We start from the raw sequence: 24,920 nt of genomic DNA, 5'->3' as shown, positions 1-24,920 counted from the left end.
ACGAGATCCTCTCTATAGGGCGGCCAGGGCGGCTCGGATGTGCGGCACGATGCGCGAGGCCGAGGTGGGGGCCTCGCCGGGGCCGGGGTCGGCGGCCGAGCACGCTGCCGCGCGCGCGTGCACGAAGGCCGCGGCGGCGGCCGCCTCGACCGCCGGCAGGCCCGCGGCCAGCAGCGCGCCGATCATGCCGGACAACACGTCACCGGAGCCGGCGGTGGACGCCCAGGACTGCCCCGCCGGATTGAGGTAGACCGGGCCGCCCGGGTCGGCGATGACGGTGACGTTGCCCTTGAGCAGCACCGTGGCGCCGAACGCGTCGGCCAGCTTGCGGCACGCGCCCACCCGGTCATCCCCCGGCGGGTTACCCGCCAGCCGGGCGAATTCACCCGCGTGCGGGGTCAGCACCGTCGGCGCGGTGCGGTTGGCCACCAACTCGGGGTGCGCGGCCAGGATGGTCAGCCCGTCGGCATCCACGATCACCGGCAGGTCGGTTTCCAGCGCGAACCACAGCGCCGCGGCCCCGACGTCGTCGGTGCCCAGTCCCGGGCCGACGACCCAGGACTGCACCCGGCCGGCCGAGGCGGGGGTGGGCGAGGCGATCACCTCCGGCCAGTGCGCGAGCACCTCGCGGTGCGCGCTGCCGGCGTAGCGGACCATGCCGGAGGTGGCGGCGACGGCGGCGCCGGTGCACAGCACGGCGGCGCCCGGATAGGTCGACGAGCCGGCCATCACGCCGGTGACGCCCTGCGAGTACTTGTCGTCGTGGGGCCCGGGCACCGGCCAGCGGGCGGCCACGTCGGGGGCCTCGAACCCCAGCACGTCGGTCTCGGGCAGGCTCAGCCCGATGTCGATCAGCCGGACCCGCCCGCAATCAGCCAGCGCGTGCACGGGTTTGAGGCCGCCGAAGGTGACGGTCAGCACGGCGCGCACGGCGGGGCCGGTGATCGCGCCGGTCGCCGCGTCGATGCCGCTGGGGATGTCGACGGCGATCACCGGGATTCGGGCATCGTTGACGGCGGCGAACACCTCGGCCGCGGCGGGCCGCAGCGCTCCGGAGCCGGAGATGCCCACCACGCCGTCGATGACGAGATCGGTTGTCGGCGAGACGCTTTCGACGACGCGACCGCCGGCCTTTCGGAACGCCGCCAGGCCTTTGCGGTGGGTGCGCTCCGGGTTGAGCAGGATCGCGTCGGCGGCCGCGCCGCGACGGCACAGGAAGGTGGCCGCCCACAACGCGTCTCCGCCGTTGTCTCCGGAGCCGACGACCGCGCACACACGTCGCCCGGTTACCCCGCCGGTGCGCGCCGCTAACTCGCCGATGATCTCGGTGGCCAGCCCGTAGGCCGCGCGTCGCATCAAAGCGCCGTCGGGCAGGCTGGCCAGCAGTGGCGCTTCGGCCTGGCGGATCGCGTCTACCGAGTAGTAATGCCGCATCAGAGTCAGATTACGTGGCACCGTCGCGGGGGCTTGGCGCCCACGGTTTTTCGGTTGCGCGCGGGCGCCGGCATCAGCTCGGGGTGGCCGGCGGCACGCGGCGGCGCACGATGCCCCGCAGGCGCGCCGGACCGAGCTGCCGGCTGCCCTTGGAACGCGTGCGCGTCATCGGGTAGAAGCACAGGCCGATCAGAATCGAGGTGAAGTGCCCGATGGCGGTGAAGTTCAGTTCGTTACCCATGGTGATCAGCGGGAAACCGAAGATGACGAACAGCACCCCGAGATAGCCCCAGCACCATGGCCGGGCGATGTGGTAGGTCAGCACGGCCATCACGCCGACCAGAAAATAGCTGACCCCGATGTCGCGGGCGTGCACCAGCCGTTGCGGGGCGTCATGGTCCTCGATCGCGAAGTAGAGGATGCCTTCGCTGATGTAGGTGGCCAGGATATGCGAGCTCAATCCCACTGTGAGCCAGCGCAGCTGGCCGAGCCAGTGTTCGGCCGGCGCGAGAAACAGGGTGAACAGCAGCAGGTAGGGCTCGAAGTTCTTGCCGTCGATCCACAGCAGGCTGGAGAACAGGACATCGAGCGGATCCCTGCCCAGTTCGTGAATGTTGGTGGAGCGGTGCAGCAGTACCGAGTGCAGCTCCCTGCCGGTGAGATGGGTCTGGATGATCGTGGTGATCATCAACACCAACAACCAGCCATAGGTCAGCGGCGCGCTTGTGACGTAGTGCCAGACCGCCAGCGTCATGCTGCGCACTCGCCTGCGAACCGATGGATGCGCCACGACTCAACCTTCGCACGCGGGACGCGGCGCCGGACAGCTTCGGCGGCAAACACGCCGCCGGCGTCCGGCTACTTGACCGGTGCCGGTTCCGCCGGTACGGGCGCCGATACCGCCGGTGCGGCGGCGGGCGGCGGCTTCAAATGCCGCCACCAGCAGCCGATGTAGAGAATCATCGAGACCGCCAGCGCGACCAGCACCCAGATGACGACGGTGATGTCGACCCAGCTGCCGAACGGCGGCGAGCCGGGTAGCGCGTTGCGCAGCGGCACCACCGCGAACAGCATCGCCGCGTACCAGGTCGTCATCGGCGGCTGAAACGGCCGCCGGTCGCGCGCCGTCTGAATCGCCACGACGAGGGCCAGGCTGGCGATCGTGATCAGCACGCCGAGGATGACGATGGCGAACGCCGCGGTGCTCAGCGAGCGCCGCACGTTCAGCCGGTAGGGACCGTCCGCCTGGGACCTGGTGGCGGACAGCCGCCACCCGGACAGGTGGTCGACGAAGGTCACCGGCACATGGTCGGGCGCCCGGTCGGTGTCCGGGCCGTAGAAGATTTCGACTTCGATCGGCCCCGAGCGATATTGGTCGAAGGGCCACCGCTCGATCTGGCCCGCGATGGTCAGCGGGACCGCCATCAGGCCGGGCAGCATGCCCTTGGTCCAGGTGTGCCGGGACGGCATCGCCGAGGATCGCACGCGCAGGCTCAGATCGTCCTTGAGGTGGTGGGTTTTCGGGTCCAGCAACGCCGATCCGGGATTGAATGCCAGGTTGACGGCGAGCACGCTGTTGTTGGACTGGATGTCTTCGACGTTGATGGTCGCCGACGGCTTGTCGCCGTCGACGGCCGGAGCGGCGACGTCCAGACGTCGTCCGGTACCGCTCTGCGCGTACATCGCGACGGCTATCACGTATGCCGCGAGGATGAGGACGACAAGACCTACGACGCCGTACTTCGTGCCGGCCGATCGCATACTTCCTCCCGTACGGACGTAGCCCAACCCACCTGCCGCAAAAGCTTTCCCAGGGCAATGTAATGGATCGGCTGCGTATTCGCCGGTGATACGGAGGAAGCGGCGCGAGCTGCTTCGCGCCTATTCGACGGTGACGGACTTGGCCAGGTTTCGCGGCTTGTCCACGTCGTAGCCGCGGGCCTGCGCCACCGACGCGGCGAACACCTGCAGCGGGATGGTCGACAGCAGCGGCTGCAAAAGCGTTGACACCGACGGGATTTCGATCAGGTGATCGGCGTAGGGGCGCACGGTGTCGTCGCCTTCCTCGGCGATCACGATGGTGATCGCGCCGCGCGCCTGGATCTCGCGGATGTTGGACAGCAGCTTGGCGTGCAGCACGGCCGACCCCTTGGGGGACGGCATGATGACGATGACCGGCAGATCGTCCTCGATCAGCGCGATCGGGCCGTGCTTGAGCTCACCGGCGGCGAACCCCTCGGCGTGCATGTAGGCCAATTCCTTGAGTTTCAGCGCACCTTCGAGCGCCACCGGGTAGCCGACGTGGCGGCCCAGAAACAGCACCGTCGGGGACTGGGCGAACTGGTAGGCCAGCGCGGCCACCGGCTTGATGGTCGCGATCACCCGCGCGACGAGGTCCGGCATCGCTTCCAGCTCGTGGTATTCGCGCTGCACCTCGTCGGGGTACTTGGTGCCCCGGGCCTGCGCCAGCGCCAGCCCCACCAGATAGTTGGCGGTGATCTGCGCCAGGAACGTCTTGGTGGAGGCCACCCCGATCTCCGGGCCGGCCCGGGTGTACAGCACGGCGTCGCACTCGCGCGGGATCTGCGAGCCGTTGGTGTTGCAGATGGCCAACACCTTGGCCTTCTGCTCCTTGGCGTGCCGGACCGCCTCGAGCGTGTCCGCGGTCTCGCCGGACTGCGAGATGGCGACCACCAGGGTGCTGCGGTCCAAAACCGGGTCGCGATACCGGAATTCGCTGGCCAGCTCGACCTCGACCGGCAGCCGCGTCCAGTGCTCGATCGCGTACTTGGCCAGCAGCCCGGAGTGATAGGCGGTGCCGCAGGCGACCACGAACACCTTGTCGATCTCGCGGAGCTCCTGATCGGACAGGCGCTGTTCGTCGAGGACGATCCGGCCGTCGACGAAGTGTCCCAGCAGGGTGTCGGCCACCGCGGCGGGCTGCTCGGCGATCTCCTTGAGCATGAAGTACTCGTAGCCGCCCTTCTCGGCGGCGGCCAGGTCCCAATCGATGTGGAACTCGCGGTATGCCCCGGGCCCCAAATCCTCGTTGCCGTCGAAGTCGGTGATCCGGTAACCGTCCGCGGTGATCACCACGGCCTGGTCTTGGCCGAGTTCGATGGCGTTGCGGGTGTGCGGGATGAACGCCGCCACGTCGGAGCCGACGAACATCTCGCCCTCGCCGATGCCGATGACCAGCGGGGTGGAGCGGCGGGCGGCGACGATGGTGCCGGGTTCGTCGGCGTTGGCGAACACCAGCGTGAAGTGGCCGTCCAGGCGGCGCAGCACCGCGAGCACCGACGCGGCGAAATCGCCCGCGGTGTCGCCGTGCCGATACGCCTGCGCCACCAGATGCACCGCGACCTCGGTGTCGGTGTCGCTGGCGAACTCGACGCCCTGGGCCTCCAGTTCGTGGCGCAGGTTGGCGTAGTTCTCGATGATGCCGTTGTGGACCACGGCGATCTTGCCGGCGGCGTCGCGGTGCGGGTGCGCGTTGCGGTCGGTCGGACGACCGTGGGTGGCCCACCGGGTGTGGCCCAGGCCGGTGGTCCCGGTCAGCGACGACGGCGGCATCTGGGCGACCGCCTCTTCCAGGTTGGCCAGCCGGCCGGCGCGACGGCTGATCGTCAGCGTGCCGTCACCGTTGGCCAGGGCGACGCCAGACGAGTCGTAGCCGCGGTACTCCATCCGGCGCAGCGCGGCCATGACGACCTCGCAGGCGGGCTGCTGCCCGACATAGCCGACGATTCCGCACATTCTGAACAGGGTAGTGCAGGCGCGGCACCGACCCCGCACTCCGCGGCCGGGGTTGGGCCGCCCACCTGCGCAAAGGGCCGGCTGTGACCTTGCCCTACCGCCGGTTCTGGTTCCGCCGCGCATGAGCCCGGCGCCCTGGGCACCTCCGCCATTCACTCAACCGTCATAAACGGCGGGAACATTTTTCACCCGGTGTATTTGTGACGGTTTCGTGTCGGACCAACGTCCGCGGGACACATCGCCCTAATATTTGAAATGTCAGCAAAGGATGGAAATAACCGGAAAGCCGCGGAAGGACGAGCTGCTTGAAGCCAGACCGATCACGATCGCACAGCTTGTCGGCCACGCAGCCGCGGTCATCCGTTTGCAGTAGGGATTTCATCCGGTATCAGTCAGATGATCTGGCTACCTGGGACCACGCTTTTAGCCGAGCAATGAATTTTTGTTGTCAGTGGTTGTTAACCGGGAATTGTGCAACGGGTCGTATTGAGATGCGTAACTTTCTCCGACCGCCCGCCGGGCGCCATGGGAGGCAATCATGACCGCAGTTCGCTACGACGACGTGGTGCCCGCCGCGACGGCGTCGGCAGCCACGCAACCGGCCTCGCCGCGCCGGCAGCCCGCGGCCGGTCCCACGGACCCCTTGATGGCCATGACCACCCGCTTGCTGTCCATCCCGCTGCATCAGCTCTACGCGGCGCTGTGGCGGGTGGGTGTCCTCGAGGTCAGGGCCTAGCCGAAGGATGCGCTAACGTCAACGCGTGGCCCGCATCCGCAAGCTCGTCGCAGCTCTCAGCCGCCGTGGTCCGCATCGGGTTTTGCGTGGTGACCTGGCCTTTGCCGGGCTGCCGGGGGTGGTGTACACCCCCGAGGAGGGGCTGAATCTGCCCGGGGTGGCGTTCGGCCACGATTGGCTCGCCGGTGCGGCCCGGTATTCGAACCTGCTCGAGCACCTCGCGTCGTGGGGCATCGTGGCCGGCGCGCCCGACACCCAGCGCGGCCTGGCGCCGTCGGTGCTCAACTTCGCCTTCGATCTGGGCACCGCCCTGGACATCGTCTCGGGCGTGCGCTTGGGCCCCGGCAAGATCAGCGTGCATCCGGCCAAGCTCGGCGTGGCCGGTCACGGTTTCGGCGGCTCGGCGGCGGTGTTCGCCGCGGCCGGCATGCCGGCCAAGCCCGCGGCGGTGGCGGCGATCTTTCCGAGCGTCACCAGTCCGCCGGCCCAGCAGCCGGCCGCGACGCTGCAGCAGGTTCCCGGGGTGATCTTCGCCGCGCCGGGCGATCCGAAAGCCCTGAACTCGCATGCGTGGCCGCTCGCCGACGTGTGGGACGCGGCGACGCTGCGCATCGTCAGCAAGGCCGAACCCGATGGCCTGGTCGAGGGACGACGGCTGACCAAGGTGGTGGGTCTGGCCGGACCGCACCGGCGCACGCAGCGGTCGGTTCGGGCGCTGCTGACCGGCTACCTGCTGTATGCGCTGGCCGGCGACAAGAAGTACCGTGATTTCGCCGACCCCGACGTGCACCTGCCGCGCACCGACGCGATCGACCCCGAGGCCGAAGCGATTCCCACAGAAGACAAGATCGTCGCCCTGCTGAAGTGAGAAGGCGCAGCCGACGGGGTAATTGCCCCGGTATGTCGACCGTGCAAGCGCTCTACGACCGCTGGATCATCGAGCTGTGGAACGGCGCGCCCATCGCGCCCGAGATCGTCACCGACGACTTCGTGGGTCATTGGCCCGGCCGGGAGGTCTGCGGACCCCAGGAGCTCGCACAGATGGTCGAGCAGACCCGAAACATGTTCTCGGACTTGAGTTTTGCCATCGAGCTCGGCCCGCTGTGTGACGGTGACCTGGTCGCGGGCCGCTGGGTGGGCACCGGCCTGGGCCCGGACGGACCGGTCTCGTTCACCGGCAACGACATCCTGCGCCTCGCCGCCGACGGTCAGCGGTTCGCGGAGTACTGGACGGGCACTTCGGCGGGCTGACGGCCTTGGGCCGCGCAGCAGCGTGGTAAGTGTCAGTGATGAGAATCGGGATCGCTCTGAACTATTCGGGCGGCTTTCACGAGGCCGTGGATCGCGTGGTCGAACTCGAGAAGTCCGGCATCGAGGTCGCGGTGGTGGCCGAGGCGTATGCCTTCGACGCCATCAGCCAGCTGGGATACCTGGCCGCCAAGACCAACTCGGTCGAGCTGGCCTCCGGGGTGTTGCCCATCTACATCCGCACCCCGTCGCTGCTGGCGATGACCGCCGCGGGGCTGGATTACGTGTCGGACGGGCGTTTCCGCCTCGGCATCGGCACCTCCGGGCCGCAGGTGATCGAGGGGTTCCACGGCGTCCCGTTCGACGCCCCGATCGGGCGCACCCGCGAGATCGTGGAGATCTGCCGCAAGGTGTGGCGGCGCGAACGCGTGCAGTACGACGGCAAGCACTATCAGCTGCCGCTGCCCGCGGACCGCGGCACGGGATTGGGCAAGCCGCTGCAGCTCATCAATCACCCGGTGCGCGAACGCATTCCGGTCAGCATCGCCGCGCTGGGGCCCAAGAACGTCGAGCTCACCGCCGAGATCGCCGAGGGCTGGCAGCCCGTCTTCTATCTGCCGGACAAGGCCGACTCGATCTGGGGCGAGTCGCTGGCGGCCGGTGCCGCCAAACGCGATCCCGCGCTGGGGCCGCTCGATGTGATGGTGCACGCGTCGCTGGCCATCGGCAAGAACCTCGACGAGCGGCTGGCCTGGGTCAAGCCGCAGCTGGGCCTCTACATCGGCGGGATGGGCGCCAAAGGCCGCAATTTCTACCACAATCTGGCGACGCGCTACGGGTTCGGCGAGGTCGCCGACCGGATCCAGGAGCTGTACCTGTCCGGCCGCAAACAGGAGGCCATCGACGCGGTGCCCGACGAGTTGGTGCGCGGCATGTCGCTGATCGGCCCGCGCGGATACGTCGCCGAACGCATGGCCGCCTTTGCCGAGGCGGGGGTGACCACGCTGTTGGTGAACCCGCTGTCCACCGACCGGGCCGAATCCATGCGCTTCGTCGAGGAGGCTTTGCGGCTGCGGCCCGTCTGAGCGGTCATTGCCCCGCCTGCGGAAGCTGGTCGGCGGCAATCTCGCACGGCGTTTTCGCCTGGTCGGCCTGCGGCGCCGGCTCGGCGGCGGGGTCGGCGGCGGCAGGCACGGGGGGCTCCCCGGGTGGCGGTGCGTCGGCCGGGGACGGGTCGGCCGGGGCCTCGACCGGTTGGATGGACTCGTCGGGTGGCGGCGGCGCGGCTTCGTCGACGGGCTGGGCCTGCCCATCCTCGGCGGCCTGGCCGGCGGGCGCGTCGTCGGCGGGCGCCTTGGCGTCGGCGTCCTCGAGATCTTCTGGGTGGAACGGGGTTTCGTCCAAGCCATCCTCGCCACCGTCGGTGAAGGGGTCCGCGCCGTCCGGCCCGTCACCCGCCGATCCAATCAGCCCGCCCACCGCATCGATGAGTTGGCCGGCCAGCCCGAGCAGCCCGCCCCCACCGCCGAGACCACCGCCGCCGAGCCCTCCGCCCAGATCGCCACCACCGAGTCCGCCGCTCAGGTCACCGAGTCCGCCCAGGCCGTCCGCCGGCATGCCCAGGGCATCGCGGATCCCGGCGCCCCAGTCCGCGGGAGGCGGCGGCGCGGCAGCGACGGGCGCCGGCGCCGGACTCACCGAATCCGGTGCGGCGGTGACCGGTACGGGCGCGGCGGTGAGCGGCGCGGCGGCGGCCAACGTCGGTGCGGGTTGCGCCGGCGGGGCGAGCGGCACCGGCGCAACACCGGTTCCGAGATCACCGGGAAGTTCGAAGCGCGCCGTCGGGACGACGGCCATCTTGTCGATGACCATGGCGTAGGACGTGTCGACCCCGTCCGACGCCGACCGCACCGCGGTCAACCAGTCGTTGCGAATGTCGTTGTCCACGTAGGGCATTACCTGCTGGCGGATCACGTCCGCCGGGCCGTCTCGATCCCCGGCCATGACGGCGGCAGCGGCGGCGAGCCATGCCGGCCGGTGGGCACGCACCCGGTCGTCGACGGTGATGACGGTCGCCACCTCCGAATCGACCAGGTACCACAGGTTGTCGCGGAGTGACTCGTACCGTTGGGCCGCCGCGCGCAGTTCGCTGGCAACGGCGTCCGCGGCGTCGCAGTGCCGTTGCAACAGCTGCACCGCGGCGTCCCCGCCCGGGCCCGTCCACGCCGCGGCCAGCTCGGCCACCTGGGCGCGCTGCATGCGCAACGCTTCGGCCGCCACCACGCCCGCCGCCCGCAGCTCCGCACAGTCGCGGTCCAGCGCGCGCAGGTCCAGGCCGTCCTCGCCCGCATACCACTCCCGGACGCGGGCGGGATGCGTTGTCAGATCAGCGTTTTCGTAGCCCAACGCATGACAGGCCTGCACATAGGCCTGGGTGTGCTCGACAAAATCCCGGCCCTCGGCGAGCCGGGCGGCCACGTCCAACCGGTCGGCCATCGGCTAGGCGATCCGCGCCGCGGCATACAGGTCGGCGTCGGCGTAGCGTTCGGCGCTGGACCGCAGCGCGACGGCGATCTCCCCCGACGCGCGCCCCCACTGCGACACCTGCGCCACCAGCCGCTCGACTTCGACGCGCAGGGCGTCACCGCGCGCGGTGTGCGCCCGCCCCGCGGCGGCCTCGCCGAACGCCAGCCTGGCCAGGTGATCGCTCACCGCGCGGTCGATGAAGTCGGCCGCCATGGCGAATTGATTGGCGACCCGCTGTGTGGCCGGCGCGTCGAACTGGGTGACGGCAAAGGGTCGTGTTCCCCCAACGGATTTCATGCCTTATCCGACGCCCGCCGACGCGGCGGGGTTCCGCTGGGTTAGGAGATCTACAGCGCGTCGCTGACCGCTTCGGCGACCCGGGTGGCGATCCGCGCGGCGGTGTCCTTTTCCGGCGCTTCCACCATGACGCGGATCATCGGTTCGGTTCCTGAGGGGCGCAACAGGATTCGGCCGGTGTCGCCCAGCTCGGCCTCGGCCTGCCCGAGGGCGGTCTGAACCGCGGGCGCGCTGGCGGCGGTGTCCTTGTCGGCGACGGTGACGTTGATCAGTACCTGTGGCAACGTCTGCATGGCCGAGGCCAGCTCGGCCAGCGACGAGCCGGTCTGCACCATGCGGTTCATCAGCCGCAGGCCGGTGACGATGCCGTCACCGGTCGAACCCAGCGCGGGCATCACGATGTGCCCGGACTGCTCGCCGCCCAGGCTGTAGTCGCCGGCCCGCAACTCCTCCACGACGTAACGGTCGCCAACGCCGGTGGTGCGCACCGTGATTCCCGCCGAGCGCATGGCCAGGTGCAGGCCCAGGTTGCTCATCACGGTGGTGACCAGCGTCTTGGACGCCAGCTCGCCGGCCTCGTGCATCGCCGTCGCGAGCACCACCATGATGTGGTCGCCGTCGACCAGGTTGCCTCCTGCGTCGATGGCCAGGCACCGGTCGGCGTCGCCGTCGTGCGCCAGGCCCAGGTCGGCGCGGTGCGCGACGACCGCCGCGCGCAGCGAATCCAAGTGCGTCGACCCGCAGTTGTCGTTGATGTTCAGGCCGTTGGGGTCGGCGTTGATGGCGATCACCCGGGCGCCGGCCGCGCGGTAGGCCCGCGGGGCCACCGCGGAGGCCGCGCCGTGGGCGCAGTCCACCACCACGGTCAAGCCGTCCAGGCGCAGGGTGCTGGCCTTGCTCAGGTGGCGCAGGTAGCGGTCGGCCGCGTCCTCGGCGTCGATCACCCGCCCGATCCCGGCGCCGACCGGGCGCAGCCCGGGATCGACAGGGACATCAGCCAGCAACGCTTCAATGTCATTCTCGGTGCCGTCGTCGAGCTTGTGGCCGCCGGGGCCGAAGATCTTGATGCCGTTGTCGGGCATCGGGTTGTGCGACGCGGAGATCATCACCCCGAAGTCGGCATCGTAAGCGCCGGTCAGGTAGGCGACCGCGGGGGTTGGCAGCACCCCGACTCGCAGCGCGTCGACGCCCTGACTGGTCAACCCGGCGATCACCGCGGCCTCCAGCATTTCGCCGCTGGCCCGCGGATCGCGGCCGATCACCGCGACCCGCCGCCCCGGTGCCGGCGCGCTCGCCAGGTGCCGCGCCGCCGCCGAACCCAGCGCCAGCGCCAGCTCCGCGGTCAACTCGCGATTGGCGACCCCACGGACACCGTCGGTGCCGAATAGTCGACCCATGCGAACAAACCTCTCACAGTTGTCGGGCTAGCACCTAACGTGCCCGTTCCTTTGTGAATGAAACCGGCCATGCCGGGGCGCAGACACGCCGCAACCGGCCACAACTTGTGCACCGCGATGCCAAGTTGTGGCCGGATAGCGATCGCTCGATCAGCGCTTGCTGTACTGAGGCGCCTTGCGGGCCTTCTTCAGGCCGTACTTCTTGCGCTCGGTGGCACGCGGGTCACGGGTGAGGAAGCCGGCCTTCTTCAGCGGGGGCCGGTCCTCGGGCTGCGCCAGGATCAGCGCCCGCGCGATGCCCAGCCGCAGCGCGCCGGCCTGCCCCGACGGACCGCCGCCGTGCAGCAGCGCGTAGATGTCGAAGCTGTCCACCCGGTCGACGGTGACCAGCGGGGCCTTGATGAGCTGCTGGTGCACCTTGTTCGGGAAGTAGCCCTCCAGGGTCCGGCCGTTCAGGTTGAACTTGCCGGTGCCGGGCACCAGGCGCACCCGCACCACGGCCTCCTTGCGGCGGCCGACGGTCTGGATGGGCCGGTCGAAGACGAAGGACTCGGCGGGCGCGGCGACTTCGGCGGTCTCGGAGGCCTCCACCGGGGCCTCGGTCACCTCGGCGACCACTGTTTCTTCTGCGACTTCTGGGGTGTCCGGGTTTTCGGGGTTTTCCAAGGCCTCGGTCGTTTCGGTCACTGGGCCACCTGCTTGATCTCGTACGGGACGGGCTGTTGTGCGGCGTGGGGGTGCGTCGGGCCGGCGTAGACGTGCAGCTTGCGCGCGATCTGGCGGGCCAGCTTGTTCTTGGGCAGCATGCCGACGATCGCGTCCTCCACGACCCGGTCGGGGTGCTTGTCCATCAGCTCGCGGATCGTCCGGCTGCTCAGACCGCCGGGATACCCCGAGTGGCGGTAAGCCAGCTTCTTGTCCAGCTTCTGGCCGCTGAACGCGACCTTGTCGGCGTTGATGACGATGACGTAGTCACCGCAGTCGACATTAGGGGTGAACGTCGGCTTGTGCTTGCCGCGCAGCAGGGTGGCTGCCGCGACGGCAAGGCGGCCAAGCACCACGTCCGTGGCGTCGATGACGTGCCACGACCTCGTGGTGTCACCCGCCTTTGGCGTGTACGTAGGCACAGCGCTTACCTTCTTTTCTCGAGGTGGATCCCGGTATGAGCCGGGGGCCGGTCAGGCGTTCGCGGTAAGGGCTTGGTCTCGGCGACCGACATTGACCCGAGGCCCCGGCGTACCGCACGCCAACGGAGCAGCTTACCGACCGGCGTCCCCGCAGGTCAAAATGACTGTGTGGTCCCGACGGCTCCTGTCCATCGCGCTGGGATAGTTAACGCACTCCGCGCCTAGCGCCAGCAATCATGGCCCTAGTCGCCTCGCGGAGGCAATTTTTTGGCAACTTCTTTCAGAGCATCTTTCAACGCTTCCAGAAGATCGGGTGGTATTGCCGAAAGACTTTCACCTTTGATGTCGTCGCGGTAGTTCGGTGTCGAAAACACATCGCGTCCTAAATTGAGAATGACTTCGTCGCGCTTTTGTTGGGACGCGAGTTGTTTCGAAAACGCTTCGACTGAATCGACTTGAACCGCTGCCGTTTTTGCCCATCGCGCGATTACCCGATGATGCCGCGCTAGAGACGCTGCATACGTGGCCGCACCAATTATTGGCAACACGACAATCAGGTGTAGGAATGCTTCGACCCACTTCGAATAGATAGAGTTATGGACGATGGAATAGCTAATCCAAAGGGTGGCGGCGATCCCGCCAAAAGCTGCGGCGGTCCATGCCAATGCTTTCCATCCTTCTTGCTTCGAAATATCGCGGAAGTGATTGCCGATGCTCAGGGCGCCTGTGCGGCCTGCTGCACGTTCTGCCGCCGCCTCCGCTGCCGCAGCACGCTGAGCGGACTTCTCTGCGTCTTGAGCAGCGGACCCGGCGAAGAGATTAATATCAAACTGATGCGAAAGATCTTCAAGTTTATTTGCCCACAGGTTACGGGCGACTTTCTCCGACGAGTTCTGTGAAAAAACGTCCGTACCTGAAGCGACACTCACCTTGACCGATACCTCAGCACCCCGCAGCCATTCGCGGAAAAACTCGATAACGGTCTGTCGGCCGGGGAATGATTGCCTGTCGGAACTGAAAATGCTTTCGATGAAGTTGCCTAACTCGACGATGCGGCCATCATCGATAAATTCAAACATATACCGGCGTCTTGCAGCTCCATTTTGATCCACGATAGTGGTCGGCTCGTCAAATAACGCTCGATTAAGCGAGTAGCAAAGCTCAATCAATGCATTGAGCGTCGTCTCATCGAATTGATTAAACAACGCACCTAAGTTGTCAGAAGCTTCAATGGACTGGGGAACGAGCAACTTCCTGAACGCGGTGGTGGCGCGCCCCAGGCTATCCTTGGCAAAGTGAACCTGGTCCTGGTCGTCGGGTGTCCGGTCGGGCGTTACCACGGTCTAATAGTGCACGCCGTTTTGGGCAGCCCCAAATTTTCAGCGACTCGTGTCGGGCGCAATCTATGCTTTTGAGGTGGCCGCCGCATTCTGGATCGGTTTCCCCGAGCACCCGACCTTGGCGGACATCGCGCAGCGGGACCGGGAAATTGCGCACTGTCGGGCTATGGACGGCGGCGGGCACCGGCTCGCTGGTCGGCTCACTGTTGGCTTGGCGGTGCTGGCGGTCGCCGCCGGGATCTCCGCTGCGTGGCTTGCGCCGTTGGTATCCGTGTTGGCCGTTCTGTTGGCAGCGATGTCCGCTTACTGCGCCCGTATCTGGTGGATTGACCCAGCCGTACCCACACCGCAACCGCTACAGATCCAGCCGTACAGCCCAGCTGAAAATCGGATGCTTATGGCACGCCAGCCTCGGGAGCCATTCTGGACGTACTCGACATGCCCCGGCTGTGGGCACGTCGACGCGCAACTGATCCACCAACCCAGTGAGGGTGAGCCGAGTTGGGCCACGCTTGTCAGGCATTGCGTAATGTGCGAGCGGGAATGGGCGCAGGCCTAAACACCCGCCCGAAGTCACATCAAGTCCGCAGAGCTCCCACCCGACCGGTGTCTGCTGCGGAGGACAATGCCCGAGGTTCCGATCTATCGACGTAAGCTAACTCCCGTGCAAGAGGCAACGTATCAGCACAAGTGGCGGGAGATCAGCGGCGACGTGGCCGCAGTATGGGGACGACTGGAGCCAATCTTAAATGCTTGCGCAAAGTTGGCTCCCCCGATGGCAACCACGCCCTACCACTTGTCGAGCGACCAAGGCGGAACGGTGACCGTGAGCAACTTGCAGGAAGGCTTAGAACATTTGCCGGGCAACCTGAGAGCGCTCTCCGTCGACTTTGTGACCTCAGACCTGGATTCGCCCCACTACCGCATCGGGGTATGGCTCTTCGGCTTTGAGAGGAAAAGCAGCTGGGAAGTCGATGTTGAGGTGACCGTTAGTGGCCCTATGGGACTTCAAACATCGGGGTTATCGGAACAGACCAAACTCCGAGTCGACCGCGCAGTCGCTCAGCTGAAAGAAACGGACACTGGTGAATTCAAGCGAGAGCCAGACGTGTCCCCGGCTTTGCCACCACCGCCCGCCGCCCCGCTTAAGGAGCTCCGGCAGACTGTACCGGCACCACCCGCAGAACAGTCGGCACCGGACGCCGCGTTGGAAGCGTCACCGCGCGGGCGTTGGCATTGGATCACAAATCAGCCCCTTGCCGTCCAAGTCGTCGGCGGACTCGTTGCGACACTTGGCGGCACGGGGATCATTGCCTTGATTACCTTCATCGTTCACCATATTCACTGACCCAGGCGAATCACTTTGCCCCGCAGTGTAATAGTGCACAATGTTGTTCTTGACACCGGATTTTTCGGCGCCCACCATGCACGCATGGAACTCGCCGCCCTCGCATACCTGGCCGATCACCTGCAAGACGAAACGTCGTGGATACCCCGCGCCGTGCTAAACGGCCAGGCAACCCACCCGAGCCGCGATACAAGCACTTCACGACCGGCTTGCCGAAGTTGTTGAACTTGATGAACAACTGGGCGCATAAGAAAAAGACCTGGCCCCGCAGAATCGACTGCGGGGCCAGGCACCCGTACACGTGTTGCTCACACGTTTTGCCCCTGACAGATAAGGGGCGGTTCCCCCGGCCTGGCCGCCAACAATCAAGTTGAAGAAACCAGACCGGGGAAGTCTGTTTCAGTTAAACCGCTTGCACGCGAAACCGATTCAAAGTCTCGCGCTCAGTCAACGACCAACCCACGAAACCGCCCCGGTAGTCCACAACAATGGCCCCGTACTGTTCCCGAATCGGCAACTGGCCGGGGTTGCGTAGCAATCTTGCGGTGGCCAAGACGATCACCGAAGCAATCTCGTCGTTAGGCTCGTCGTCATCGAAGCCAACCGAACGCACGTAAGCCTTCGCAATGTTGGTAACCGCCGACAACGCCTGTGACACTTGTGCTTCAGTAGGGGCCGGTGATGTGCTCAACAGGTCCAACACGTTCTGGACTGTTGGCGCGGTCATTAGGCTGCCGGTGTGGTCAGCAGGGTCACCGCGTGCGGCTGCAAAAGCGCGACATCGTAGCGGGTCACGACGCGGATACCGACCGAATCATAATCGCCCCAAGTCTGGTCGAGAATGGCTACCGATGCGTCCACGTCGCGCACCACCACAACCTTGGAGAAGTCCACCAAAGCGACCTGTGGCCGGTTAGCGGCAGCATCGGGAACGTTGTCGGTGATGATGACGGGTAGGCCGAGAAGCTGAAAAGCGGTGCCGCTCTGCACAGTCGAAGGGTCAAACACATAACGCGCGTCCGACGTACCCACCTTGATCTTACGGAATGCGTTAAAGCTGGCGGACGTCATCGCCCAATGCGTCGGGGTGACCTTGTTGGCCATCGCAGTGGCAACGCCGTCAATCAGCGAGTCCACGTCGGTGACGTCCAAAGCACCCGTGGCGATCTCGGTTTGGTTGAGAATGCCCTTAACGGTGTTGGCGCTGCCCGAGCCCTTCCACAGGGCCGCGTCCAAAGCGTTGGCCACGTCGGTAACCAAACGCTGCTGTAGCACCGCGTCCAGCCCTACAACGGACTGACGGATCAGCTCATTGCTGACCTTCACCAAAACCTTTAGAGCCTGAAGGGTGGACGGCATGAGGCCAACCTCATCGAACGACACTGAGCCGTCACTGATTTGAGCGCCGGCCGCGACAAAGTTGGCGGTCGCACCGGAAGAGATTCGGGGAATCCGTACCGGGCTGGCAGAGTCCAAAATAGTGGGGCCAGCAGCTAGAAACGTGCTCGCTTGCTCTAGCGGCTGGACGAGAAGCTGGGCAATCTGCGACTGAAGTAGCGCAGAATTGCCACTTGGGACCGCGATAGTCATACGGGGATACGTCCTGAAGAATGCGAAATATTAAGTGGAGAAGGACAGTTCGCCAACCAGGACGAGCGTCAAAAGAATGAAACGGAGCGCGCCCGGCGCTCTACCTACTTCTGATTCTACCAGACTACTTAGGCAATCTAAACATACGACTTGAGAATGTTCAGCAAGCTCACCGGCTCCTCGGCCTTGCCGCGATTGCCCTGCCCAACATCGCCTTTCGGGGTGCGCGACCGCAGATGTGGCTTAGCTTCCACGAATTCGTCAATAGCCTGGTTGAACGCTTCGGGGTCATCCAACAAGTCAGCATCAGGGTTATACGGGAAGTCAGCCGGGTCGGCAAGCTTGCCGCTGGCCCGGACTAGTTCGGTGTGTAGGCGTGCAGCCAGGCTGTCGGTGCGGGCGGCGCGGCTCTCGGCGGCCTTGGCGCGTTCCCGCAAAGTTGCGGCTTCTTTGCGGAGCTTGCGGATCGTTCTGTCGGTCTCGGTGCGGGCGTCGGCCGTATCCTCGCCGGTTTGCTCGGCCGCTTGGTCGGCCATGTCCTCGGTAGTTCGGTCTTGGGCGGTCTCATCGGTAACTGCTTCGGGTGTCTCGTCGTCCATCAGTTCTCAGATTCTTGGCCCTGATTTGTGTTCTGAGCCACGTCTATGGGTGGGTTGGTTGATTGGTTGGGGAAGCCGCGTCGGCCGCCCTGGCGGCCCTGATCGCCGCAATCTCGTCGGCGGAGTAGCCCAGCTTTTGCAGGGCATACGAGGGGGGCAGCAACCCAGCTTGAAACAACTTGACGGTGGCATCGGCTTCGGCCGCCACACTGCTGGTGTCGGCCGGTGACCACTGCGCTTGCACCCGGACGGCGGCCGGGTCAACACCGTCACGGACGGCAACTATCAGCCGCGCGACGGCTTCCCACGCCCGCCCGAACGTCTGCTGTCGTTGTTCTGCCCTGGCGGTCAACGCAGCCTCGGCGGCGCGGATCGCATCAGCGGAAGGCGGTAGCGCCGTGGTGATACCCAACATGTGCGCCGGAAGCGCGGATACCGCCGAGATTTGTTGCATGATGACCGCAACCGCGTTCTGATAGCCGTCAAGGCTGGCCGCCTCAAGCTGGCCAAACTTCGCCAACTCGCTCTCAGCGGTCATCAACCGGTCCCCTTCGGGGAAAGGCGAAACCGCCTCCACAACAGGGTTATTGTCCTCGTCCAACACCGGGTTGCCGTCTGAATCAATGACTGGCCGCTCCACCAGTTCAACACCAGTTGCCCAGCGGCGCGGTCTACCAACGTATTCGGAGGTCACCATCATGTCGGTCAACAACTTCGCCAACCCATCGACTAATGGCATCAGGTCGGCGACTTCGCTGTGTCCGACATCGGTGACGCCGTTCACGTTCGGGTAGTACACAGAGATCAGGTCGGTATTGCGCACGGGCACAACGGGAACAACGCCTAAGACATTGTCCACTACTTCGACGGTTTCAAATCCTGACGTCGCCGCGCCCGGCGTGTTGGCACGTAAACGGATTATCTGATCAGGCAGATATACAACGGCTTCTGTGGTGGTTTGGGTGCGCCACCGTTTCACCGCCGACGTAACTACCCGCGTACCGGGGTCGGTGATGACCGCAACCTGTTTCGGTGACTCCACCGTGGCCAGCGGTCTACCAACCGTATCGGCCCACACGATCACGAACGACTGGCCGAACAAAAGCGCTTCCCTCATGGCTACCGCCGACAGTTGATCGAGGTCGAGGCGCAACCAGTCATCCCAAACATTGGGGCCGGCGAAACCGTTAAGGCGCAGCCGCTCCGCAAGACTCGTCACAGCCAGGCGGGGTAGGTTGCTTACCATGCGGGCGAAGCGGTCACCCAGCGCCGCCCTGGCCTCCGGCGAAAGAAACGAAAGTGGCTGCGCGCCCGCATAATACGATTCAAGCTGCTTATATCTCCATTGCGGAGCGTCGAGTGTGTGCAGTAGCTCGATGAGTAGGTCGGTGTCCATTTGAGCCTTAAAAGCTTGCGTATCTCTTGCGGGGTTTGTTGGCGTAATGCGTGGCGCGGGAATGCGCCATAACCGCACAGACGGCGGCATCGATGCGGCCCGCATGCCGAGAGCGAGACGCTTTAGTCAGTCGGCCGCCGCGACCGTCTTCTGACAGCACCGCGTTCGCCAGGTGGTCGGCTAGTACCGGGTGGCCGCTATGGGTGATCTGTTTGTTGGTGCAGGCGGTCAAAAACTCGGCGGTGGCCGCGCCCATGCGGGAGATGGTTTGCGGAAACTCGGCCATCGGGAAACCCTCTGCCGCTAGCACCTCAAGCGAGCGTTGCCAGCGGTACGGGTCGCAGCAGACCTCACGCACTCGGTAGCGGCGACATGCATCCCTGATCGCCTGCTCAACCTCAAGCACCGGCACCCGCCACTCATCACCCGCGCCCGGCGGCCTACTCCACACGCCAAGCACATCAACGTGTGGTCGCTTCGCCACCTCGGCCGCCAACAGGACGGTGCAGTCAGTGCCCGAATACGAGCCGTCAAACGCCAGCACCACATCAGAGCCATCGGATATCGGCTGGCCGGTGGCCAGGCTTACCCACAGCCCTGGCGGCAACACCGGCTCATCGTTGCCGGTGACGAACTGGCACAGCCGGGCCCGCCGAAAATTGGACTCGGCCATCTTCGGCGGCTGCAAAGCCCGCATGGCATCCCGGTGCAGAAAGTCGTCCAGCGCCGGGTTGGCCAACTCCCAGCAGTGCTCGCAGTCGGTCGGGTGGCTCTCAAATCCTGCCGCCGAAAACTCCCGATAAACCTGGCTGGTGTCCTCGGGGTTACCAACCGAATAGGCCCTCACGCCCGCCAGCACATTGTCCGGTGACGGGCCAGGGGTCCCGATGCCGAGCAATACCGACCGCTCCCGCTTTCCCTGGGCCAGAGCAACGACTTCCCAGACCTCGCGGTCAATTCGGCCAACCTCGTCGGCGATGCACAGCGAGTAATTGAGGCCCTCCAAGGCTGCCGGTGACGCCGGTAGGCACATGAGCGACGCACCACGGGTGGGCACCAGCAGCCGGTCCCGGTACACGTGCACCCGCGCGGATAACTCCGGGTGTAACTCCACCATCCGGGCGGCGATGCCGAACACGATTCCGGCCTGGCGCTCATCCACCGCGACCACCACCACCGTGGCGGCCTCGCCGCCGAGCATCAGTTCCCACAGCCCGATGGCGGCGCAGAGAGACGACTTGCCGTTACCGCGCGGCAACGCCCACGCCGCTGTTCGGGGCATCGGGTTGCCGTCCCAGACTGATGCCACCAGGCCGCGTTGCCAATCGCGCACCAGCGCGGCGCCTGGGCGCCGGTGCCTGAGGTCACCCGGATGTATTCCGCCGCGAAGCGCGTGAACTGCGTAGAAAGGCAATGGTCACCCGGTACCGAAAGCTCTGACTCGTCAACACCGCGCTTCGGCCCGGCCCTCATGCGGCAAGGTACGGACGGGTGAGACGTCCCCAGTTTCTCAACACCACGTCAAATCTCCGTCCACACTATCTACAGCAAACCTCAAGATCTTGTGCTATCTCAGTCTGAAGGGCGCGGTTTGCCGTGATAAGCGCCCTTATCGTTTGGCATTTCGCGGCGCCCGAGCGTACGATTATGGCCATGAACAACAACAGCCAGCAAACCAAGCCTGTCGACCCTCGCACGGTCGTCAAAGGGGACCACGTCCGCCTTGAGCGCACCAAAACGCCGGTGACGGTGATCGACACCGGCCGCACCCATAAGCAGCGTGGCCGCGCCGGTAAGCCGAATGTGTATGGGACTCCGTCGATCACGCCTGCGGGCGGCACCCAACCGGAAGAGTACGTGGTTCTCCACCTGGACAACGGGGAGACCGTCGAACTGCCCGTCGCCGATACCATCGACCTGGTCGAAGAGTAATCGGCCCCGCGCCGCGAAGCGTCGTCCCACGCCGCGCGCGACGGCACTCTCCCCACCACCCTTGACGGCGTTGTGCTGCTTGGCCTTATCGTGACGCGCCCGCAGTTCGATTGCATGAACCGCACAGGACGTTGATGTCAACGCCGGGCCGAAGCCGGAGCCCTCGGCGTTGGCGATCGTGTGCACCGCGTTCATGGTGGAGCTGAAGATCCTCGGCTGATCCGCACGAAATGCAGAATGGTTGTGCCGCACGGGATCTAACGCTTTGCTGTCGCCAACCGTTTGATGTGTAGGCTCTGCGCCGGCCGCGCTGGTGCTCGTAACAATACGATGTGTTTTTGGTGAGGTAGCCGCAGCCGGATGCTAGGCATGGTTTGGCGAGAATTATTGCACGCCTTCGATTTCCACCGCATAGTGACTGAACGCCGTACCGGTGACGGGATGTGGCGAATCCCAGGCCTTATCACCGACAACTCGGAACGTTCGGCCGTCGAACGTGATTCTGTCTTTGTCTTGCAGTTTGACGGCGGCGTTGCGTGGTGCCCACAGCGTTGTGGTGATGGTTGTGGTTTCTTCAAACCCGCTGCCGGATTCGTAGCGGAGGTTGGATAGGCCGGTGCTGGGCTGGAACACACAGCCGGTGATGGTGCCGATTGGTGTGTCGATGTTCTTATCGCCGAACCTATCTTTGCTTGAGCGGTAGACGGCGACAGTTAGGCCGCCGGTGATGTTCATCGCTGAGAACCTCTGTAAGCCAACGGAATATACGGGTCGTTGCCTTTATCCTCGGCCGCGCCCAAAGCCCGCCAGCGTTGGGTATGGGCGGCAAAGCGGGCCATCATGCCGCGAGTGTCATTAATCGAGGCCGCGTTGCTGGTGTTCACGTACCGCATCAGCCTGGGCGGCAATGCCGGGGTCCGTTGTGGCCTCTAATAGATCCTCACCCAATTGGAGCGCCGCAGATGGTTGACGCAGAATGATGTACCGGCCGCCGGTAGCCGCGTCAACGAACACCTCGGACACCACATCGCCATCGACATGCGGGTGGACTTGGACTCCAACACTCTCGGGGTAGGGGCGGAGAAGGGTTACCGGATCAGCCGTTGTCATTGATGCACTCCCGCATTACGGTTCGTTCTTCGAAGGCCCGGCAGCGTGGGCAGAGGGTGGCCAGCCATGCGACGGTTGCCCCGCATTCGATGCAGAAGCCGTTCACGCCGGGGCCAGCTTTTGTAGCTCGTCAAGCAACGCCTGGCGTCTCAGCTCAAAATCGTTGCTGTAAACCCCGTAGCCGACTCGCGCGATCACACCACGTTCGGCAAGCTGTACTAGCCTTTGCGCTACGCGAACGGGCGTAACGCCGCAGTGGGCGGCAATCTCTTTGGGCGTGACCGTACCCCCAGCATGAGCCCGCACATATTCGAGCACGCGCGTCGTAAGCGGACTCACTTCCTGCCCGCACTCGGGGCATCTCGTTGCCGCCACTGGCTTTCCCGCTTTCCGAAACTACTTTGGCTTTCGTATTAATCATAACGTGCATCGGGGTAAAAATATCGGAGCAGAGAAATTTAGTTCCGACCCAATGAACCCAACTTATTCGCATTAAAATAAAGGTAGAAAGACAACCGAATAGCCCACGACTAACACTCGGGGATGAGACATCCGTTAGACGGGGACAATTCCGCACGCCCGAGATGGCCCGACGTACACGCCTGATTCTCTCGGGAAGCCTTATCCGATTGGTGATTACCGGAGCGTCCAAGCTGGAACCGGAGCGCTCGCAAGAGTGGTAACCCAAGTGCCCGTCCCAGCCCATAACGGGGGCAGGGATATATAGAAGAAACCCTAAGTGATCCCGCCTTCGGCGACGCGAGCGAGCGAGAGTAGCTCAGCTAATTATCGTAAAATCCACAATGGTCGTAGTAGTGCACAAACGTTTCGCTTTTGGCGTAACGTCCTCGCGCCATTCACGGCTGCGCACCGCTAGACTGCGCGGCCGATGCCCGATTATCCACAATGGATCGCTGAACAATTAGCGAAAGCGCCGCCACTATCCCCGTCTCGGCGTAACCGGCTCGCGCTACTCGTCGCCGGTCAGCCAGCGGATACCGACGTGCTTGTCCGGGTCGAAGTGATACCGCCCGCTGCCAATGGGCTTAATAGTGACCTCCATCAGGGTGGAGACAACGGCTCGCTGCCGATCAAGGCTGAGGTTATCCCAGACCTTTCGCACGTTCGCGACACCGATCAGGCCGTCAAATACCCGTGACTTGTTCGCATCCCGCATCTCCGCGCGCACGGCTTCTAGGCGCTGCTGTTTGCGTTCGGTCGCGATCTTGACTTGGCGGCCGGTCAGGTTGCCCTCGTCGTAATCGACCGCGAGCTGATCGAGCTGCTGTAGTAGCGCACGTTCCTGTTGCCGCAAGTCGTTTAGATCGGCGCGCTTACGGTCGATCAGCAGTTCCGCAGCGCCGGGGGACGCCAGAAAACCCACCACCAAATCGACCACCAGCGGATCAATCAGGTCGGCCTTGCGGTAGACGCCGAAACAGTGTTTACAAACGTAGACGCCGCCATCGCCGCGCCCCTTGACACCGGAACTGAGCAGTCCTCTGCACTTGCCGCATACCGCGAGACCGCTCAGCAGATGCCGCCGCGGCCTGGCTCCGCCCGGCCTATTCGGGTCGGTCAGGATAGCTACCGCTGAACGCCAAACATCTTCGGACACAACAGCCGGCCAGGTTGCGCTAACCCCTTCCAGCACTTCACCTTTGTAAGAACGCAGGGCGGCATAGCGCGGGTTGAGCAAGGCTTCGCGCACGGTGCGGCCGCTCCACGGGTTGCCGTATGTGCTTTTGACTCCTGCGTCATTCCACTGCCGCGCGATCGAGTACAGCGCAACCCCGGCTAGAACCATTGCGTAGCCTTCGCGCACCGCAACGGCTTCGGCTTCTACTAGTTGTTGGCGGTCTTTGGTGTAGCCGAACGGGCGGGCGGTCTTGTTCGGCCTGCTTGACTCTGCGAGTTGCCGCATGGCCGCAATCTGGCGAGCCGACTTCTGTTCCACTTCGTTGCGGGCAACCGCCCCCATGATGCGGGCGTGCAGCCTGCCCTGTGCGGTGCTCAAGTCTACGTCGCCGGTCACGGTGGCCAGTGCCAGGTGGTGTCGATCAGCAAGGTCAACGAAGTGCTCAAGTTCGGCGGGCTTGCGATGCAGTCGGTCCAAATGCCACACCACCACCGCACCGATGTCACCCGACTCAATATCGGCGAGCATCTGTTGATAGGCGGGTCGAGGTTTGCGGCTACTGGCGCTGGTGTCGTTATCGACGTACTCGACTGGTGTCCAGCCTCGTTTTGCGCAGAGGGCGAGACAGTCTTTCCGCTGGCGGTCAATGGCCCGTTCGTCGGCCAGCTTGTCCACGGATTGGCGCAGGTAAACGGCGGCTTTCACGTGAACCATTCTAGACGGATGTGATGGCTCTCCCCCGTCAGGACCACACAGTCTCACGGCGCGGCTCGAACCGCGCGGTGTCCCTTCGGCCGCTACCGCGCCCAGCTGCCGGCGGCCCGGCGGTCGGCGTTGGCCACCTCTTCGGCGCCGTCGCGTACCGCGTTTCCCAGCTCGGCCAATATCTCGTTGAGCGCCGTCGCCGACTGATGCCATTTCAGCTGTTCGGCCTGGTAGGCGGTGGCCGCTTCGCTGGTCCAGAGTTGCCGCAGCGGTGCGATCTGCGAGCTCAGCTCGTCGAGCGCGGCGTTGAACCGGGCAGACGTGGCGTGGATGTCCTGGCGCACCGAGTGTTCGATTTCGCCGAAGTTATAGGAAAGCACCGGGTCCACGGGGATCCTCTCTCCTCACAGGTTTCCGCCGGCGGCGGCGATGTGGTGTGCGTGGTTATGGCCGGCCTCCTGCAGGGTGGCGGCGTTGTGCCGAATGGTGTCGGCGATCGTGCTCAGCGCGTGGTAGAGCCTCAGCGACTCGGCGTTCCAGCGGTCCATCACGTCCTTGAAGCGCGCGGCCGCCAGCCCGCCCCACGCCGAGTGCGGCACGCCGTTCATGCGGCCGACGAATGCCTGCAGCATCGCCCGGATTTCCTCGTTGCGGACGTCGGTGGTACCCGCGACCGACCGCATCAGGTCGAAGTCGGCGCTCAGTGCATTTCCGGACATACCAATTTCGACCTGCGCCGT

The 24,920-nt window shown here is 65.1% G+C and carries 27 protein-coding genes; 6 read left to right on the top strand and 21 right to left on the bottom strand.

Annotated features, from left to right (window positions below; translation table 11 throughout):
• Positions 1-12 precede the first annotated feature (12 nt).
• From A5624_RS11940 to glmS, 4 genes are all read right to left on the bottom strand, one after another.
• A complete protein-coding gene (locus A5624_RS11940) occupies positions 13-1,434 on the bottom strand; it encodes a bifunctional ADP-dependent NAD(P)H-hydrate dehydratase/NAD(P)H-hydrate epimerase (RefSeq protein ID WP_066866326.1) in 1,422 nt (473 codons plus the stop codon).
• Positions 1,435-1,507: 73 nt separating this feature from the next.
• Complete coding sequence (locus A5624_RS11935) at positions 1,508-2,188, bottom strand: rhomboid-like protein (protein ID WP_066866354.1); 681 nt, start codon at positions 2,186-2,188, stop codon at positions 1,508-1,510.
• 104 nt (positions 2,189-2,292) lie between these two features.
• Positions 2,293-3,195 (bottom strand): DUF4436 domain-containing protein, encoded by a 903-nt coding sequence (locus A5624_RS11930; protein WP_066866324.1) that lies wholly within the window; start codon positions 3,193-3,195, stop codon positions 2,293-2,295.
• A 120-nt stretch (positions 3,196-3,315) separates the two neighbouring features.
• Entirely contained in the window at positions 3,316-5,190 is a 1,875-nt protein-coding gene (gene glmS / locus A5624_RS11925; RefSeq protein WP_066866322.1) for a glutamine--fructose-6-phosphate transaminase (isomerizing), read from the bottom strand.
• Between the two features lie 538 nt (positions 5,191-5,728).
• Here glmS and A5624_RS11920 point away from each other — a divergent pair.
• The 4 genes from A5624_RS11920 to A5624_RS11905 are packed head-to-tail and all read left to right on the top strand — an operon-like array spanning position 5,729 to position 8,259.
• Positions 5,729-5,926: an Rv1535 family protein gene (locus A5624_RS11920; protein WP_066866320.1), complete on the top strand. Its 198-nt coding sequence runs from the start codon at positions 5,729-5,731 to the stop codon at positions 5,924-5,926.
• Between the two features lie 25 nt (positions 5,927-5,951).
• On the top strand, positions 5,952-6,794 hold the full coding sequence (locus A5624_RS11915; RefSeq protein ID WP_066866318.1) for a dienelactone hydrolase family protein: 843 nt from the start codon (positions 5,952-5,954) through the stop codon (positions 6,792-6,794).
• 32 nt (positions 6,795-6,826) lie between these two features.
• Positions 6,827-7,177, top strand: coding sequence for an ester cyclase (locus A5624_RS11910; protein ID WP_066866316.1), 351 nt, complete (start codon positions 6,827-6,829; stop codon positions 7,175-7,177).
• A 38-nt stretch (positions 7,178-7,215) separates the two neighbouring features.
• On the top strand, positions 7,216-8,259 hold the full coding sequence (locus A5624_RS11905) for an LLM class F420-dependent oxidoreductase (protein ID WP_066866314.1): 1,044 nt from the start codon (positions 7,216-7,218) through the stop codon (positions 8,257-8,259).
• Between the two features lie 4 nt (positions 8,260-8,263).
• Here the strand turns inward: A5624_RS11905 and A5624_RS11900 are convergent, their stop codons facing one another.
• From A5624_RS11900 to A5624_RS28190, 6 genes are all read right to left on the bottom strand, one after another.
• Positions 8,264-9,670 (bottom strand): hypothetical protein, encoded by a 1,407-nt coding sequence (locus A5624_RS11900; protein WP_066866312.1) that lies wholly within the window; start codon positions 9,668-9,670, stop codon positions 8,264-8,266.
• Between the two features lie 3 nt (positions 9,671-9,673).
• Positions 9,674-9,997: a hypothetical protein gene (locus A5624_RS11895; RefSeq protein WP_066866310.1), complete on the bottom strand. Its 324-nt coding sequence runs from the start codon at positions 9,995-9,997 to the stop codon at positions 9,674-9,676.
• Between the two features lie 50 nt (positions 9,998-10,047).
• Positions 10,048-11,394 (bottom strand): phosphoglucosamine mutase, encoded by a 1,347-nt coding sequence (gene glmM / locus A5624_RS11890; protein WP_066866308.1) that lies wholly within the window; start codon positions 11,392-11,394, stop codon positions 10,048-10,050.
• 150 nt (positions 11,395-11,544) lie between these two features.
• Positions 11,545-12,000, bottom strand: coding sequence for a 30S ribosomal protein S9 (gene rpsI, locus A5624_RS11885; protein WP_197497998.1), 456 nt, complete (start codon positions 11,998-12,000; stop codon positions 11,545-11,547).
• Positions 12,001-12,077: 77 nt separating this feature from the next.
• Positions 12,078-12,521 (bottom strand): 50S ribosomal protein L13, encoded by a 444-nt coding sequence (gene rplM / locus A5624_RS11880; RefSeq protein WP_066866303.1) that lies wholly within the window; start codon positions 12,519-12,521, stop codon positions 12,078-12,080.
• A gap of 242 nt (positions 12,522-12,763) precedes the next feature.
• Positions 12,764-13,861, bottom strand: coding sequence for a hypothetical protein (locus A5624_RS28190; RefSeq protein WP_156748990.1), 1,098 nt, complete (start codon positions 13,859-13,861; stop codon positions 12,764-12,766).
• Between the two features lie 820 nt (positions 13,862-14,681).
• Between A5624_RS28190 and A5624_RS28185 the strand changes: the two genes are divergently transcribed.
• Positions 14,682-15,209: a hypothetical protein gene (locus A5624_RS28185; RefSeq protein WP_156748989.1), complete on the top strand. Its 528-nt coding sequence runs from the start codon at positions 14,682-14,684 to the stop codon at positions 15,207-15,209.
• A gap of 403 nt (positions 15,210-15,612) precedes the next feature.
• Here the strand turns inward: A5624_RS28185 and A5624_RS11870 are convergent, their stop codons facing one another.
• From A5624_RS11870 to A5624_RS11850, 5 genes are all read right to left on the bottom strand, one after another.
• Positions 15,613-15,912 carry a hypothetical protein gene (locus A5624_RS11870; RefSeq protein WP_156748988.1) on the bottom strand — a complete coding sequence of 100 codons (300 nt, stop codon included), beginning with the start codon at positions 15,910-15,912 and terminating at the stop codon, positions 15,613-15,615.
• Positions 15,913-15,935: 23 nt separating this feature from the next.
• A complete protein-coding gene (locus A5624_RS11865) occupies positions 15,936-16,799 on the bottom strand; it encodes a phage major capsid protein (RefSeq protein WP_066866297.1) in 864 nt (287 codons plus the stop codon).
• Positions 16,800-16,936: 137 nt separating this feature from the next.
• Positions 16,937-17,398, bottom strand: coding sequence for a hypothetical protein (locus A5624_RS11860; protein WP_066866295.1), 462 nt, complete (start codon positions 17,396-17,398; stop codon positions 16,937-16,939).
• A gap of 43 nt (positions 17,399-17,441) precedes the next feature.
• The gene (locus tag A5624_RS11855) at positions 17,442-18,794 is read right to left on the bottom strand and encodes a phage portal protein (protein ID WP_066866293.1); all 1,353 of its coding nucleotides are present in this window, start codon (positions 18,792-18,794) and stop codon (positions 17,442-17,444) included.
• Positions 18,795-18,801: 7 nt separating this feature from the next.
• The gene (locus A5624_RS11850; protein WP_232002248.1) at positions 18,802-20,076 is read right to left on the bottom strand and encodes a terminase TerL endonuclease subunit; all 1,275 of its coding nucleotides are present in this window, start codon (positions 20,074-20,076) and stop codon (positions 18,802-18,804) included.
• Positions 20,077-20,447: 371 nt separating this feature from the next.
• Here A5624_RS11850 and A5624_RS11845 point away from each other — a divergent pair, with 371 nt between their 5' ends.
• Complete coding sequence (locus A5624_RS11845; RefSeq protein ID WP_156748987.1) at positions 20,448-20,726, top strand: hypothetical protein; 279 nt, start codon at positions 20,448-20,450, stop codon at positions 20,724-20,726.
• 384 nt (positions 20,727-21,110) lie between these two features.
• Here the strand turns inward: A5624_RS11845 and A5624_RS11840 are convergent, their stop codons facing one another.
• The 6 genes from A5624_RS11840 to A5624_RS11825 form a co-directional block, all read right to left on the bottom strand.
• Positions 21,111-21,461, bottom strand: coding sequence for a hypothetical protein (locus A5624_RS11840; protein ID WP_066866289.1), 351 nt, complete (start codon positions 21,459-21,461; stop codon positions 21,111-21,113).
• A 120-nt stretch (positions 21,462-21,581) separates the two neighbouring features.
• A complete protein-coding gene (locus tag A5624_RS28180) occupies positions 21,582-21,836 on the bottom strand; it encodes a hypothetical protein (RefSeq protein WP_156748986.1) in 255 nt (84 codons plus the stop codon).
• Between the two features lie 102 nt (positions 21,837-21,938).
• Complete coding sequence (locus A5624_RS29485; RefSeq protein ID WP_369827472.1) at positions 21,939-22,175, bottom strand: MarR family transcriptional regulator; 237 nt, start codon at positions 22,173-22,175, stop codon at positions 21,939-21,941.
• Positions 22,176-22,806: 631 nt separating this feature from the next.
• Positions 22,807-24,180 carry a recombinase family protein gene (locus tag A5624_RS11835; RefSeq protein ID WP_082990546.1) on the bottom strand — a complete coding sequence of 458 codons (1,374 nt, stop codon included), beginning with the start codon at positions 24,178-24,180 and terminating at the stop codon, positions 22,807-22,809.
• Positions 24,181-24,272: 92 nt separating this feature from the next.
• The gene (locus A5624_RS11830) at positions 24,273-24,575 is read right to left on the bottom strand and encodes a WXG100 family type VII secretion target (protein WP_156748984.1); all 303 of its coding nucleotides are present in this window, start codon (positions 24,573-24,575) and stop codon (positions 24,273-24,275) included.
• Between the two features lie 9 nt (positions 24,576-24,584).
• Positions 24,585-24,899, bottom strand: coding sequence for a WXG100 family type VII secretion target (locus A5624_RS11825; protein ID WP_066866283.1), 315 nt, complete (start codon positions 24,897-24,899; stop codon positions 24,585-24,587).
• Between the last annotated feature and the right edge of the window lie 21 nt (positions 24,900-24,920).

Source organism: Mycobacterium sp. 1482292.6 (assembly GCF_001672995.1).
Lineage (GTDB): Bacteria > Actinomycetota > Actinomycetes > Mycobacteriales > Mycobacteriaceae > Mycobacterium > Mycobacterium europaeum_A.
The sequence above is the reverse complement of the archived record's forward strand: the minus strand, read 5'-3'. Positions and strand labels throughout refer to the sequence as shown.

Bases quoted from the DNA above. Each gene is read 5' to 3' on its own strand.
- A5624_RS11940 (WP_066866326.1), bottom strand. From the start codon at position 1,434: ATGCGGCATTACTACTCGGTAGACGCGATCCGCCAGGCCGAAGCGCCA.
- A5624_RS11935 (WP_066866354.1), bottom strand. From the start codon at position 2,188: ATGACGCTGGCGGTCTGGCACTACGTCACAAGCGCGCCGCTGACCTAT.
- A5624_RS11930 (WP_066866324.1), bottom strand. From the start codon at position 3,195: ATGCGATCGGCCGGCACGAAGTACGGCGTCGTAGGTCTTGTCGTCCTC.
- glmS (WP_066866322.1), bottom strand. From the start codon at position 5,190: ATGTGCGGAATCGTCGGCTATGTCGGGCAGCAGCCCGCCTGCGAGGTC.
- A5624_RS11920 (WP_066866320.1), top strand. From the start codon at position 5,729: ATGACCGCAGTTCGCTACGACGACGTGGTGCCCGCCGCGACGGCGTCG.
- A5624_RS11910 (WP_066866316.1), top strand. From the start codon at position 6,827: ATGTCGACCGTGCAAGCGCTCTACGACCGCTGGATCATCGAGCTGTGG.
- A5624_RS11905 (WP_066866314.1), top strand. From the start codon at position 7,216: ATGAGAATCGGGATCGCTCTGAACTATTCGGGCGGCTTTCACGAGGCC.
- A5624_RS11900 (WP_066866312.1), bottom strand. From the start codon at position 9,670: ATGGCCGACCGGTTGGACGTGGCCGCCCGGCTCGCCGAGGGCCGGGAT.
- A5624_RS11895 (WP_066866310.1), bottom strand. From the start codon at position 9,997: ATGAAATCCGTTGGGGGAACACGACCCTTTGCCGTCACCCAGTTCGAC.
- glmM (WP_066866308.1), bottom strand. From the start codon at position 11,394: ATGGGTCGACTATTCGGCACCGACGGTGTCCGTGGGGTCGCCAATCGC.
- A5624_RS11865 (WP_066866297.1), bottom strand. From the start codon at position 16,799: ATGACTATCGCGGTCCCAAGTGGCAATTCTGCGCTACTTCAGTCGCAG.
- A5624_RS11860 (WP_066866295.1), bottom strand. From the start codon at position 17,398: ATGGACGACGAGACACCCGAAGCAGTTACCGATGAGACCGCCCAAGAC.
- A5624_RS11855 (WP_066866293.1), bottom strand. From the start codon at position 18,794: ATGGACACCGACCTACTCATCGAGCTACTGCACACACTCGACGCTCCG.
- A5624_RS11850 (WP_232002248.1), bottom strand. From the start codon at position 20,076: ATGCCCCGAACAGCGGCGTGGGCGTTGCCGCGCGGTAACGGCAAGTCG.
- A5624_RS11845 (WP_156748987.1), top strand. From the start codon at position 20,448: ATGAACAACAACAGCCAGCAAACCAAGCCTGTCGACCCTCGCACGGTC.
- A5624_RS11840 (WP_066866289.1), bottom strand. From the start codon at position 21,461: ATGAACATCACCGGCGGCCTAACTGTCGCCGTCTACCGCTCAAGCAAA.
- A5624_RS28180 (WP_156748986.1), bottom strand. From the start codon at position 21,836: ATGACAACGGCTGATCCGGTAACCCTTCTCCGCCCCTACCCCGAGAGT.
- A5624_RS11825 (WP_066866283.1), bottom strand. From the start codon at position 24,899: ATGTCCGGAAATGCACTGAGCGCCGACTTCGACCTGATGCGGTCGGTC.